General features: G+C 37.8%; 12 protein-coding genes. All 12 read right to left on the reverse strand.

All coding sequences use genetic code 11. The annotated features are described in order from the left end of the window. Nucleotides 1-194 precede the first annotated feature (194 nt). The 12 genes from INT04_RS02645 to INT04_RS02695 all read right to left on the reverse strand — a co-directional run bounded on the left by INT04_RS02645 (nt 195) and on the right by INT04_RS02695 (nt 14,678). Nucleotides 195-2,879 (reverse strand): T6SS phospholipase effector Tle1-like catalytic domain-containing protein, encoded by a 2,685-nt coding sequence (locus INT04_RS02645; RefSeq protein WP_193014612.1) that lies wholly within the window; start codon nt 2,877-2,879, stop codon nt 195-197. Then, entirely contained in the window at nt 2,864-3,394 is a 531-nt protein-coding gene (locus INT04_RS02650) for a DUF3304 domain-containing protein (protein WP_193014613.1), read from the reverse strand. The genes INT04_RS02645 and INT04_RS02650 overlap by 16 nt, the downstream gene beginning before the upstream one ends. Next, complete coding sequence (locus tag INT04_RS02655; RefSeq protein WP_193014614.1) at nt 3,379-3,909, reverse strand: DUF3304 domain-containing protein; 531 nt, start codon at nt 3,907-3,909, stop codon at nt 3,379-3,381. Before INT04_RS02655 ends, INT04_RS02650 begins: the two co-directional genes overlap by 16 nt. 36 nt (nt 3,910-3,945) lie before the next feature. Then, a complete protein-coding gene (tssH, locus tag INT04_RS02660) occupies nt 3,946-6,618 on the reverse strand; it encodes a type VI secretion system ATPase TssH (RefSeq protein WP_193014615.1) in 2,673 nt (890 codons plus the stop codon). 342 nt (nt 6,619-6,960) lie between these two features. Further along, complete coding sequence (locus INT04_RS02665; protein ID WP_023583757.1) at nt 6,961-7,452, reverse strand: Hcp family type VI secretion system effector; 492 nt, start codon at nt 7,450-7,452, stop codon at nt 6,961-6,963. Between the two features lie 22 nt (nt 7,453-7,474). Then, complete coding sequence (locus INT04_RS19295) at nt 7,475-8,194, reverse strand: OmpA family protein (protein ID WP_226893958.1); 720 nt, start codon at nt 8,192-8,194, stop codon at nt 7,475-7,477. Between the two features lie 23 nt (nt 8,195-8,217). Continuing rightward, complete coding sequence (locus INT04_RS19300) at nt 8,218-9,192, reverse strand: hypothetical protein (protein WP_226893941.1); 975 nt, start codon at nt 9,190-9,192, stop codon at nt 8,218-8,220. After that, complete coding sequence (gene tssL, locus INT04_RS02675) at nt 9,192-9,860, reverse strand: type VI secretion system protein TssL, short form (protein WP_193014616.1); 669 nt, start codon at nt 9,858-9,860, stop codon at nt 9,192-9,194. The genes INT04_RS19300 and tssL overlap by 1 nt, the downstream gene beginning before the upstream one ends. Continuing rightward, a complete protein-coding gene (gene tssK / locus INT04_RS02680) occupies nt 9,857-11,194 on the reverse strand; it encodes a type VI secretion system baseplate subunit TssK (protein WP_193014617.1) in 1,338 nt (445 codons plus the stop codon). Before tssK ends, tssL begins: the two co-directional genes overlap by 4 nt. A 12-nt stretch (nt 11,195-11,206) precedes the next feature. Then, on the reverse strand, nt 11,207-12,754 hold the full coding sequence (gene tssC, locus INT04_RS02685; protein ID WP_193014618.1) for a type VI secretion system contractile sheath large subunit: 1,548 nt from the start codon (nt 12,752-12,754) through the stop codon (nt 11,207-11,209). Nucleotides 12,755-12,777: 23 nt separating this feature from the next. After that, nucleotides 12,778-13,275, reverse strand: a complete 498-nt coding sequence (tssB, locus tag INT04_RS02690; protein ID WP_193014619.1) for a type VI secretion system contractile sheath small subunit — start codon at nt 13,273-13,275, stop codon at nt 12,778-12,780. Between the two features lie 770 nt (nt 13,276-14,045). After that, nucleotides 14,046-14,678: a LexA family protein gene (locus tag INT04_RS02695; RefSeq protein ID WP_193014620.1), complete on the reverse strand. Its 633-nt coding sequence runs from the start codon at nt 14,676-14,678 to the stop codon at nt 14,046-14,048. Between the last annotated feature and the right edge of the window lie 256 nt (nt 14,679-14,934).

Raw genomic sequence — 14,934 nt, forward strand, 5'->3', positions numbered from 1 at the left:
TCAAGTAAAACATCACACCCTTGTACAGTAAGATGATAGCGATTGTGTCCATTAAGTAGAGTCTGAGTTGTTTTTTTTAAGTTCATAGCTGAGTTATACAAACACATCCCGTTTGTTTATTATTAACAAACTTTCGGTGTTTATCCTTGTGAAGGAGTTTTAATTGATATAATAACGTTTAATAATTGTAGATATTATTTTTCAATAATTACTTGTAAATCTTGCATAGTATTATTTAATTCTTCTTTTTTTTGTTGCTTAATAAGTTCTGATATTTGATCAACTAAATAATATGTTGGAGGGGGAAATTTAGCTATATCTATAGGAGCTTCTTTTCCTGTCGATAAATCTACAAATATAATTCCATATAAAGGTTTATATGCTATACCTAGTAGTATTATTGTATCTAAATAACTAGATGTTCCTTCAGGTTGCATAATTAATTGCATAGATTTATTTGATTTATGACCAAAGTAGATCATTCTTGATAAAAAATAACTGCTAAAAGGTTCTCGAAGTCCACTCTCTGAGTGCATAAACCATGCACGGGAATCATGTATTTGATCATCAAGCAAACTAATAACATTTTTAAGGTCTACATCTTGAGTTATTTTTCTCATTGATAAAGACATTATTTTTCTAAATATGGTACTGCTAATCGCTTTTAAACTTAGATATTCTTGTCTTTCATCTTGAGTTGTCGCTATGTAGACATACTTATTAGCAGATTGTAATGCGTTTAGTAAATTTGCTTGAGATATAACATCAGATGGAAAAGTAACTTCAGGATCATTTTTACAGTTTTCTAAATGTGTTTGATATATTGATGATCCTTCACCATGCACTTTTTTAAACCATTGTGCTTCTTGTTGACATTCTACTTTTGATTTTTGGTTTATTTTTATTAGAGGCGTAGGTCTGGATACTCCTTTTAAATCTTCTAATTCAAATTTAAATTCTAAAGATGCCTCCCATAACTGACCTCTAGCATTTGTTGCATCAAAAAGTGGTGGCCCTATATTTTTATCACTTGGTTTCCAATTAGAAAGGCCAGTTATTGTCTTTTTTTCTTTATCTCTGAGTGATGTTTTCTCAGCGATATCTTTTGCTTTTTTCTCATATTCTAGAGCTAACACCGCTGTAGCTTGTCTTGAAAATTTAGCATCATAAGGTTCGACTGAAATGTCAGGGTGTTGCGGTGCATTTGTAAAAAATGGTTGATACGTTAAATTAATTTTTTCACTTTGTTTTGTACCATAGCGGCCAATTCTCCAGGCTGTGATTAAAATAAGCTGAATTTCCATAGCATATTCTAAAGTACTCGTTACAAAACGTGGAGGTATAAAACATAAGGTTTCATTACTAGTAGCAGTAATATGATTAGATAAAGCAGGCTGTTCAGGTAAAGTATAGTTTCGCCAAGAATTGAATTTATTAACTAAATCTTCTGATATTGAAAATTCCTCTAGTGTTTCTGTAGATATTGTCCGAAAAAAATATTCATTTTTAATTTCTGGTAATTGTATAAGAATGTCTTCTCTAATCGCTAATGGTGCCCCGGCATCAATTGCTGCGGCATACATATCATGTAATGTTATTTGTGATAATAACTCTTCACTGCCATTTATTGCTTTACCTTGATCACCTGGCGGATAACCTCCACCAATATCAGAGTGTACTCCTGGGTAAATGACTTCAACAGAATTCAAGGGATAATGGCCTTCAGGTGTTCTAATTGAGTCAACAGTAAAACATTGTCTTTGTTCATGGGCAGCAACAAGATGACAAATATTTTTGACAAGTGATGACTTTGGCAACTGTTGTGTACCACTTGCCCAACCATTATGCCCTGTAGCACCAGGAACAACATTAGCTAATCCCACCGCAGCAACAGTGTCAAATAAACCTAGAAACTCAACGGAAACAGGTAAGCTATAAATGGTTCCCAAAGGACACGGCTTTTTCCATGCATGAGGTAACTCTTCAAAATGATAATTTAAAAATTGATTAAGCCAGTAAACAAAAGTGCGAGCCTCTGCTGCACCTCGAGAAAATCCATAAGCGTAAATTTTTAAAGCGACAATATGCGGTTTTACTTTAGATATTTTCCATTTTAGCGGTTTAAGTAAATCGTTTAACGGTTTGACGGGATTATAGGTTTTATTAAATTTACTATATGCGGAACCAACGATTAACCCTAGACTACCCATAGCGACGGCTCCAGTCACGCCATAAAAAATATCCGTAGAGTCTAGATCGGTATTTATCATTGATTCAAAATTTAAATCTGTACTCATTTCTTTAAGTAGGTCTCGTTTATCTGCTAAAGAGAGGCCATCACCTGTTACTGCATGGTAAATTGCATCACAAACTTGAATTAATCCCCAACTTATTCGAGCTTCGCCACCAGTTGCAAAAATCAATCCATCAGAATAGTACTCATCTGTACCGATATCTGGAAAAGGGGTACCAACACCAGGAATATAATAACTATAGAAACCCTTATTCTTAACTTCATTCTTTTCAGGAGAAGAGGCATGATAAAGCTTAGCAACATTAGAGGGATGAGGTGGAGTTGACGCCTCAGTATCATTATAATTATTATTATTAGTACCATCAAAAAATAAACTCACGTGTAATGTTTTACAACATAACGCTTTTTTTTGTTTTTTAGCGTTTTGATAATATTCTTTTTCTTTATTTGTTAGTTTTTCATGATTAGTGCGAATTTGTTCTTTTGTGAGCGCTAAACGCCCTTTTTTAGGAAATAGAGGTGGAGCCCAACAAGGATCACCTTGTGATCTTATGGTTAAAATATCTTCAGTGGCTTCTTTTTCTTCTATCGTTTTAATAAAAATGGAGTTTAATTGTTTGGGCATATTGCAGGCTCCTCCATCTTTGTTGGAACCGAAATAGGGTAATTAGGGTGTCCTGGGGAATAACAAGATAATGTGATCCGAACCTCTTGGCAGGGAAGAAAATGCACTTTAACATCGCAAGGATCGTCATACTCAGGAATTTCTACCATTTTGCTATAATGACGGTAATTGGCTTTATGTAACCTCATATATTCTTTGTAGTAAGGATCATTAAATTCAGGAATATCACCAGGGTAAGCATTGGGATCGACCTCCCATTCCACTTTGACCCATTGATTCGGCGTCCACTTGGCGGGCACGACAATACAACAGGTTCCGCCACCCCCTTTGCCATAATAGCCATTGACCATAAACCAATTTACAGAGGTACCTTTGACATGGTTAAACCCGTGTAAATTCCCAGCAAGGTAGTCATCTTGTGGTTTTTTCTTGGGGAAAAACAGTGAGCTCACGGCAACAATGACAAGAATAACACCAATGACAATAACTTTTTTACGGGTTATTTTTTCGAGCATATTGCAGGCTCCTCCATATCATCGGGTTCATTGACTGGATAGTCAGGGTGTCCCCATGACTTACAAGACAAGGTGATCTTGACTTCTTGGCAGGGAAGAAAATGCACTTTCACATCACAGGGGTCGTTATATTCGGGAATTTCTACCATTTTGCTATAACGACGGTAATTGGCTTTATGTAACCTCATATATTCTTTGTAGTAAGGATCATTAAATTCAGGAATATCACCAGGGTAAGCATCGGGATCGACCTCCCATTCCACTTTGACCCATTGATTCGGCGTCCATTTGGCGGGCACGACAATACAACAGGTTCCGCCACCCCCTTTGCCATAGTAGCCATTGACCATAAACCAATTTACAGAGGTACCTTTGACATGGTTAAACCCGTGTAAATTCCCAGCAAGGTAGTCATCTTGTGGTTTTTTCTTGGGGAAAAACAGTGAGCCCACGGCAACAATGGCAAGAATAACACCAACGACAATAACTTTTTTGCGGGTTAATTTTGGGGACATACTTAGATTTCTCTATTCCTTAATGATATGCATTAATCAATGTGGCAACTCATCACTAAAACTCAACGTAATACCTTCTTCTTCATTAAAATCTAAAATGACATATTGTGATTTTTCAGCATTGGCTTGGCGTAAAAGGAGTTGCTGGCTAAGAATAGGGAGAATTTGTTGATTAAGCAGGCTATCGATATTTCGCGCACCTGTATCGGGTAATAAACAGGCATCTACAATGGTGTCGTAGAGGGTTTCTTCAACAATACCTGTTAATCGATAGTGAGTGTAAAGTCGCTTGATCACATTTTTTAATTTCATCTCAACAATAATACGTAGTGCCGTTGCATCAAGAGGACGGTAAATTAATGTTTGGAAACGAGCCAGTAGTGCGGGTTGAAAATGGTCACGTAAAATAGGGCGAAGCGTTTCTTGTAAATCGCTATCTGTACTTAATGGTGACTCTTCCAGTTGTTGCATTAAATCATCACTGCCTAAATTTGCAGTCATTAAAATAACGGTATTACGAAAATCAATTTCACGGCCTTCACCATCACGCATAAAGCCTCTATCAAATACTTGATAGAAAAGATTGAGCACATCGCGATGTGCTTTTTCAACTTCATCTAATAACACAATGCTATAAGGCCGTTTTCTTACGGCTTCAGTTAATACGCCACCTTGACCGTATCCGACATAACCTGGAGGCGAGCCTTTTAATTGGCTGACAGTATGTGCTTCTTGATATTCAGACATATTAATAGTGATTAGGGATTTTTGACCGCCAAACAGACATTCTGCCAGCGCAATGGCAGATTCTGTTTTACCTACACCACTTGGACCCACTAATAAAAATACCCCTTGAGGGCCGTTTTCAGACACTAATCCTGTTCTCGATGCACGCAGACGTTGTGCTAACGCGAGTAAAGCACTGTCTTGTCCAACAACATATTTTGATAAGTTACTTTCTAGCTCTAATAGGCCGATTTGTTCATCTTTAAGAAGACTTGAAAGTGGAACACCTGTCCAATCAGCGATAACCGTTGCTACTGTGCGAACGTCTACATCAGGGTTTAAAAGTGGTGCATCTTGTTGTAAGTGTGAGAGTTGTTGCTGTAGCCGTGCTGATGTTGCGGTATTTTCGGGATCTTGTCTGCTTTCAATTAGCTGACAGATAATCTCTTTTTCTTGCTCAAAACGCTGTTCTAAGGCTTCAAGTTGAAGTGCTAATTGGGCATCTTGAGAAGATAAATCAGATAACTTGGTTTGATTGGTTAAATTACCAATAGTGATGTCATCAAGTATCGCTTTTTGTTCTAGTTCAAGTGCATAGCGCTTGGCTTTAATGCGAGTGAGTTCTTCAGGTAAGGTGTCTAAACTCATTCGAATACGCGCACTGGCAGTATCAAGTAAATCCACCGCTTTATCAGGAAGTTGGCGACCTGTTAAATAACGGCGAGATAATGTGACGGCTGCTTTTACGGCATCATCAGTGATGTGTACGCCATGATATTTGGCATAACGAGATTTTAATCCTCGTAACATTAAAAAGGCTTTTTCATCATCAGGCTCGTCAACTTTAACGATTTGAAAACGACGTTCTAATGCAGCATCACGTTCAAAATATTGTTTGTATTCTGACCAAGTGGTTGCTGCGATAGTCCGTAATTCACCGCGAGCCAATGCGGGTTTTAATAAGTTAGCGGCATCAGCACCACCAGCTTGATTACCTGCACCAATAATGGTATGCGCTTCATCGATAAAAAGTAGAATTGGTGTGGGTGATTGTTGAACGGCATCGATAACGTTTTTTAACCGCTGTTCAAATTCACCTTTTACTCCCGCCCCCGCTTGTAATAGACCTAAATCTAGAGTGCGTAATGAGGTAGTTTGTAAACTGATAGGAACATTTTTTTCAGCAATACGTAATGCTAATCCTTCAACAAGTGCGGTTTTACCTACACCAGGCTCTCCAACAAGAATAGGGTTGTTTTTACGACGACGAGAGAGAATATCGACCATTTGACGAATTTCGTCATCTCGACCAAAGACAGGATCAATTTCACCCAGCCGTGCTTTTTCTGTCACATCAAGAGTGAATTTATTTAATACTGCTTGTAATGCATCACTAAGAGTGTGACCAATAATGGCGTTATCTGTCGTTGAGGATGGAGTATTGGTTTCATTATGTTGAGTAAGAGGGGCTTCAGGTAAATGATTATGTGAAGCTAACTGCTGAATTTCTGGTCTTTCATCAGATTGAGCATCAAGTAGAGGTCTTAATCGTTGTAGTTGTGTCTCACCTAATGTCATTAAAGGCCAAAGTGCATCGAGTGGAACTAATGCTGGTTGTTTAGTCATCGTATGCAATAAGTGTACACTGCGGATTTGTTCGATATCTTCATCAAGAGAAGCAATGACCCATGCATTTTTAATTAATTCTAATAAGGGTTTGGATAATTGAGGTCGGCTATGTACAGAGCGGGGCAATTTATCAATTGCATCAAGTAAGCTTTGCCAAAGTGCAGATAAATCCCATTCGTAGCGACGTGCTAATACAGTGATATCACTTTCACCAAGTTCTAGAATTTTTAATAGCCAGTGTTCAATAGTGACTTCTGCGTGGGCACGGGTTTGGCATAATGAGGCCGCCGCTTCCAGCGCTTTTGCGCAATAAGGATTTAAGCGACGTAATAAAATGACAGATTGATTTTCCATATTTTCTCCCAGTAATGAAGTCCCTATTGAGGGAATTTAGGTACGCTACCGCCCTTAGCCGTAGACCGAGGCTCATAAGGTATACTCGTCATATTTCAAGTTGTAGCGTTGTTGACTGCACTCACTCGTACTAGTCACATACTTTTGTATGCTCCTAGCAACTCATTCATTTGTCGCCTAGCTACATCTCGAACTATTTAGAGTATTTGCTCGTTGTGCTTTAAATAGTGATCTTGCTATGCCTTGAACTATTTAGAGTATTTATTTGTTAAATTTTGAGTTGTGGTGCTTTACAATAATTGGTAGTTAAAACAGGCGGTTAACCGCCTGTTTATTTTGGTTTTACGCAGTAGCGCGTTCATTCCATGAATCTGAATGAATGATATTTCCGTCTTTGTATGTCCAAGTGATTTTTTCGTAACGCAATTCAACTTCTTCAAGGTGATTGTGTTTTTCTTTAGTCGGATCTTTGATGTTGTGCATCTTAGGAGCCACTTTGACTACCTTGACGTTTTCAAGCGTAGTGTTGAAATATTCAACTTCTTGGCCTGCATCATCGATGCGATACCACTTAAACTCTGCTTTTTTCAACGTTTGCCCAGTTGTAACTGCCTTATATAAATACGGGCTAGAAGCATCAATTTCTTTTACGAAAATAAATGGAGTATGGATACGTGTACCGGTTAATTTTCCGGTATTGTTATCTGTCGGAATATACAAGTTGTGATCCTGTGCGACGACTTCAATGCTGCCTTCACGATCTTGAACATTAACAGAACCTTTGATGTCCGCATTACCGTCGTCTTTCAACCAGAGGTATACAGGAATAGCCATAATTACATCTCCTTTCTAAGGTTTAGTTGCCACCATCCTTCAGTGGCGTAAGGTCATCAGCTAATACCTGACAAGCATCGGCTTGAGGTATCAGGCGAATTTCAACTCGACGATTACGAGCACGACCATCGAGTGTTGAGTTATCTGCAACAGGTTGGTGGTGACCATATCCTTGCACTGCAAAGCAAGATGGCGCGATATCACTGGTTTTAATCATCCAATCACGCACTGCTTCAGCACGTTTAAGCGACAATTTTTGGTTTAAATCAGGATTACCTGTGTTGTCGGTGTATCCTGAAATGACAATTAACCAACCCGGCTTCGCTTTGATATTGATAAGGGCATCAACAAGTATTTTGGTAGCTTCATTTTTTAATTCATATTGACCAGAAGCGAAAAGGGCAAGGCTATCTAATGTCACTATTTCAGGGACTTCTTGCACGATAATGGGGGCTGGTGGCAGTGGTGGTGCCCATGAACTTAATAAGGCATGTAAGTAAGGCAATATGTTATTACCTTGATATAGCGCTAAAGAGTAACGAGCTGGAATACCTTCTCGTTGCCAATGAGAGAGAAAGGCCGCGTCTGAAAGTAGTTGTTGATAAGCCACTTTTTTAGGTTCTATATTTTCATCTGTAATACTTTTAAAGTGGTGAATATCATTGGCTGTATCATAAATTAGTTGTTTATTATGATGATAACTACCTGACAATGCCCCAATAAGAAATAGCCCACAGATCATGCCTACGACACCAAAGGTCGTTTCTATTTGCAGTAAATTGACATCGTGAGTGAGCTTATTAATGAGAACATCTGGTAGTGGTAATTCTTCGTTATTAATTGGTTCTTTAATAACAGCAGGGAAGAGTGTGGTTTTATGATGAATAAATTGAGCCCAGGCGTTATTTGATTTCGTTGGCACAGCAGTAAACTGCATGGCCCAAGCCATAGGAATAAGACTAGGGGCTCCTGATTGTGCAACTGTAAGCTGGGGGATAAACTCGTTTTTAGCCAAAGCAGTAATTGGTCAATCCAAAGTGCCATTGTAAGTTGATTTTCAACGTGATCGGTATTTTGTGATAACCATGTTGAAATAGGCTGTGTTGCTAAATTATCAGAAATAACACGTAATTCTTGCTGATCTTTTAAGTAGGTTATCCACGGTGTTGTGTCATCAAAATGTGAATTCAGATAATTAACTGGAGAATTAAGATAAAGCGTTATCCAAAAAGGCAGTAATTTTCCTACTTTTTTATTGCTCTCATTAATTGCTCTGCGCCAATTAAGTATTTCTTGAGTCACGTCCTCTTGTTGTAAAAGTTGTTCGGGTAATAAAGCATATAGCAGTGATAAACGGCTTAACTGTAGGGGGGCGACATCAACGATATATTGCGTGATATTGATCAAATCAAGAGGTGATGACGCACAAATATACCAGCCTTTAGCTGTTTCCCGATAAATTTGATTTTCTTTAAAAAGAGCGTGTGATTGCCCACAAACAATAACAACCGCACCTTGGTAATTATCAGGAGGGAGTTGATTTGTCAGGGTATCTTTAAGATAAGGTGTATTTTTCTGTTGACGAAAAAGCCAAATACATAAAGTGAGTGTGATGACGCAAATAAAGGCCGTCAGAAAAAAGGAGATCTCTTTACCAAAAGACCAAAACCCCCAAATTAACCACAATAATAAGCTTGCTGAAAACAATGTAATACACTGTTTTATCTTATTTTTTTGCATCACTTTCCTTGGGCTACCCATTGTTGAAGTAAATGTTCTAATGACACAGAAAAACCCCACCACAATGCAGCAATCACGACAAATCCCCCTAACCATCCAAGCCAATACAGATGACGACGATTCATTCGATACTTAGGTTTCATCACTAAAGGTAAATCACTGGTTAGTGCATAAGAGGGAAGTTGAGTATTGAGTAACTCAATAATTTGTTCTCGCTCAGGAGCGTCGATTTGGCGATATTTGCCGACAAAACCGAGTGTAACTACACGATGAAAACAGATAAGCACATCATGGTTTGGCGCAGGTTCATTTAAGAGATTACGCAACCTATCCCAAAGTTTATCGCCCGCTTCTAACGTATTGAAATATTTGGCTTGTAATGGAGATTGTATCCATTGTAAGTATCCATCATCACGTGCAGTTCGATTCATCACGCTTTCATCAATTAAAGCGCATTGCGCATAGAGCATATTTTCAATAGCAGATTGCGAGTAACCTTTTTCTGTGAGGTGCTGGCGTGTTTTATCGATATGTTGACAAACACGACGATAAAACGCTTTGCCATCAGCGATTTCAGCGCCTTGGCGTAACTGACACACCATTAACCAAGTATCAGCAAAAAGGCTATCAATCAGATTATTTTTAGCTATTTTTGTGTTAGTTATCATGAGCGAAGTACCGCAAAAAGTTCGAGTTGAATTTCACCTAATGTTCCCGGTACATAAAAGGCACAATGGCCTGAAGCTAACATGGCTTGGCCTGCTGGATTATTGAGCTCAAGTGCAAAATAGTGGTTCTCTAGACGTAAAGGAATAGCGGCGGGAACATGCGTTAATGGTTGTAGTGGGATACCGTTAAGTGCCACATTAACCACACTAGCAACATCGTCATTACTGCCTGCTTTACAAAGTAACGGGAATTGAGTGATCAATAGGTGTGCAGGCAATGCTGAACGCACTGAAAGATAGAAATCAGCATCTTCACGCAGACGAGGATCATGTAATTCTCCACGCCAGAAAGGCCCTTCTTTATCAAGCGCAATGCTAATCACACGAGAAGGTAAGCTTGCTTCTAACAAGGTGTTAAGTAAATTGAATAACGGTGGAAAAACCAGTTCCGGAAAAGTGTGTTGATAAAGAGGGATATCACTATTTTCATGGTCGAGTGAAAATGTTAGCAGAGCGCCCGCTAAACGAACTAATTCACGATAAAGTAATTCAGGGTGACGCCCCATTGATGACAATAATTCACTTAATACAGGCTCGGCACTATTGATGGCATTTAATAACCAAAAGAGTGATACATCAGCAACAGCAAAATCCGCCATTTGCTCATTATTTTCTCTGCGCATCGTCATTAAGCGACGACGTTTCGCGACTAAACGATGCATAAACTCTGAAAATAATGTAGTTAATTCAGCACTTGCATTACAACTGAGCAATGGAGGTATGAAGTGTTGATCGAGTTCCCATGCGCCTTGAGTGTTACGAATTAATCGAGCAACAGGGCAGGTCATATAGGCACTGTTTTCTTCATGAGCATAACGCAACGTCATACTGTGGCGTAGTACGGCAATATCCGTTTGTTCTTGCCCAATCAAATCTTGTACTTTCATCCATTCTTGATAGAACTGTTGTGGTCTATCTGAACGGCCTTCTTGCATAAGATTGCCACCATTGGCTTGCAATAGAGGTAATGCCAAGACGATATCAAGTGTTTGATGTTGAGAATAATGGCTGAGCTCATTAACGGGAGGAAGATTATCGGCCAGCGCTGTATCAATGAGTGTTCCATCAGGGAAGCGCACAATTAATTTTTGTGCGCTAAGGCGTGAAATAGTTAATGCACTTTCATCAAATTCAGCACAAATCACGCCCCATGTTGATGCAATCGTCATATTGGCGATGGTGCTAATGAGATAGCTGTCCCATCTCGCTTGTTGTTGGAATTGCTGAGGAGCCAAAAAGGCCCCATCACTCCAGAGGGGGCGGTATATTTTCATCCTTGCTTCACCTTATGCTTTCGCTTTTGGCATTTGTGATACTAACGAGAGATCCACATCCATACCTTCCACTTGGAAGTGCGGAACGGCATACAATTTCACTCTGAAAAACCCTGGATTATCTTCAATATCTTCCACCACGACTTTGGCATCACGAAGTGGGTGAGAGGCTTGTAAATCATCACTTGGATCTGTCATTTCAGTGACTAAACCACGAACCCAATTATTTAATTCGAGTTCTAATAAGCGACGATCTTTCGTGGTACCAATATTTTCGCGCTGAATTAATTTTAGATAATGAGCAATACGTGAAAGGAGGAAAATATACGGTAAACGGGCATTGATACGGCTATTTGCTGTTGCATCTGCCGTTTCATAAATAGCAGGTTTTTGTGCAGAGTTTGCAGAGAAGAAACAAGAGTAATCACGGTTTTTATAGTAAGACAATGGAATAAAGCCGAGATTAGCAAATTCAAATTCTCGTGTTTCAGGGATCATCACTTCAGATGGAATTTTAACCTGACTTCCTGTTCCTAAATCATAAAGATGAATAGGTAAATCTTTTACAGCACCGCCAGCCTGAGGACCACGGATTTGTACGCACCAACCATTATTAATAAAGCTTTTAACCATATTGGCAGCAAAAGCAAAGGTCGCATTTGTCCACAAGTATTTCTCATGGTCTGGGCCTTTTACTTCTTCAATATAGTTAAAACTGCGTACAGGAACAGTTTCTGGACCATAAGGAAGGCGGCCTAAAACGCGAGGCATGGTTAAACCAATATAACGGGCATCATCAGAATCACGGAAGGATTTCCATTTAATGTATTCAGCGCGATCAAAGTAGTTGCTGATATCTTTAATTGCCGCGACTTCTTCCATGGAGTCTTTACCAAAGAAGGCTGGACCAACAGAGCCAACAAATGGCATGTGAGCAGAGGCTGAAATTTTTGCAATATTACGTAATAGTGCAATATCTTGTGGGCTACGATCAAACTCATAGTTAGAGACAATGGCCGCAATCGGTTCGCCACCTGGCGTGTCATATTCTTCAATATAAGTGTGGTGATAAAGGCCACTTTGAATGGTTTCAGGGCAATCTTCAAAATCTTGGCGTAAATCGTCTTTGGCAATATCAAGTAATTCAATTTTTACATTTTGACGAAAATCAGTGCGATCAACTAAGAATTTTAATCCACGCCATGCAGATTCAATTTTTTGAAAATCAGCGTGATGCATGACTTCATCTAGTTGTTCACTAATTTGTCTATCGAGATCAGCAATATGATGATCGAGAAGATTCCTATCTAAACGTTCAACTTTTTGACCTGATGATTTTAAGCGGTCGAGAAAAACTTGAACAGCAACAGTGACACGTTCGTTTGTTGTTGTATCGGCCAGAGCACTATTGTCTTGAAAGACATTAATATCACTTATTTGTGAAACTGGAGTGAGGTTAATCTTCTCAAACAGTGAGGTATAAACACCGCTATTGGCGGGCTCATCAAGTACCGTGGTGGTACTTTTTGAAGCATTTTCGCTATTAACTGACATAAGCATAATCCTGTAATGATAAAACCCAATTAGTCTTTTTTCGGTGCGAGTTGAGAGAGCTCTTCGCGTAATTCATCACTTAATGCGGGATCTTTAAGAATATTTTCGAGTTCACGACGAAAAGTGATGTTATCAAGGAGGTTTGATTTCAAATCGCGTAAGAGATTACGCATGGCTAACATGGCTCGTAATTGAGGAATTTGGCGAGCAACTTGCTCTGGTTCAAAATCTGCCATCTCTTTAAATGACAAGTTGATGCCTTCTTCACTTCCATCATTTGCTAATGTGTTTTTTACGGTAAGGTTGACTGAAGGGGATAATTCGGCGAGAACACTATTAAAGTTATTTTTATTAATATTGACTTTTTCTCGTTCAGAAAGAACACGTTTATCCTTTCCATTACTGTAATCACCAATGGCCAATAGTTTTAAAGGCAACTCTACTTTTTTCTGCGCGCCACCTGTGTGTAAGTCGAGTTTTATATTTACCCGAGCTTTAGGCACTTCATTTTGAAAACTATCTGACATAATAAAATCCTTGTATTAAAACGAATAAAGGATCTCTTGAGAGTGGTAATAATAAGTAAATTCACTACCAAGAAATTTAACTTAAGGTGTGATTACTTATATTAAATAATTTTAAATAAATCAATTTATCTTAATGATTTTAAGAAGTATCTCTAAAAATAAAATGTAACAACTAAAATGAGTAAATAATTTATTAGTTTTATATTTCTGTATTTATTTATATTTTGAGTATTTATATAATAATTACAATTTAAATGTTTATATTATTCTGTTATGGGTTGTAAAAAAGATCCTTACTCAGTATTTGTACATAGAACATATCTTTAATAATCAACCTTAGATACTATAACTTTTTTTCTAGTTTATCTGGGTAAGTAATTAAGAGTAAAGAATAAAGAAATAAGAATGTCAGTTAAATAATGAAGAGATATGAGCGTAAATCACTTTGAATCTAATGAGTCAGACATTAATGAGTAATGAAAAAAATATTGGGGGAGTGATAACTACGCGTATGTCGATAATGATATTCAATGGGATATTGCGGATAATGACAACATATTACATGGTATTTAACTGTTTTCTGTTTATGGGCGCTATTACTAAACAGAAGAAAAAATACGTGAAGGAAAAGTCTAGACAATAATGGGGTTCAAGATTATTTATCGCTAAATCTATGACAAAAGTATTAAACAGATAAAACTGTTTTTTTTTGAGATCAACCCCAATAACAGAGGCTAGTTATTATTGGGGAGATTTTTTGGGAATAATAGTTATCGTTTACGACGATAAATGCGATGCTCAATCATCGTGCCAATGATCATTAATGGCGTATTTTCACTGCTAATTGTTGGATAATCACTATTTAATGGTACAAGTTCAAAATGTTCATTACTATTTGCATCAATGCGAGTGGGTCTGTATTTTTTAAATGTTGCCTCTCTTTCATGATTAGCAGCAACAATAAATTCACCCGGATGTGGTTTTATCTCAGGATCGACAATGATTACATCTCCTGATTTAAAATCAGGTTCCATTGAGTCTCCTTCTATTTTTAATGCAAAAGCACTTTGTGAAAGTTCTTGATCTGTCAGAATATATTCAAACTCGCCATCACAGTCTGTAATAGGAACGCTATGTGCTAAATTTCCAGCTTGAACGTAACTTATCAAGGGCAACTTTCTCGTATTGATATCATGAATAGACTGAATATTATCACCCATCATTAGCCAACCCGCATCACACTCTAACGCTCTTGCAATACTAATAATATTACGAGGTTTTTTTGTTGAGCCATCTTCTATTGAGGCCCATGACTGCTGTCGGATGCCTGCTTTTTCTGCGGCTTCAGCCTGAGTAAGCCCTAAGGCATCTCTTCTGGATTTAACTCTATTTGCAAGACTCATGTTTCCTCCTGCTAAAAATAATACAGGTAAAACTGTATTTGAAAAACAGACAAACCTGTTATTTAATACAGCTATACCTGTTAAATAATATATTTAAAAGAAAACAAGCTGATAAATGATAATTTATAAGGAGTCATTTATAGATCAATAAATATAGATTTAACTATTTTTATAGTTTGATAATAACAATTATTTATTATCACATTACTATTCTAAATAAGAATTGTTTTATTATTAATGATACCTAAAATATAAG

The sequence above is a fragment of the Proteus sp. FME41 genome (assembly GCF_014897315.1).
Taxonomy (GTDB): domain Bacteria; phylum Pseudomonadota; class Gammaproteobacteria; order Enterobacterales; family Enterobacteriaceae; genus Proteus.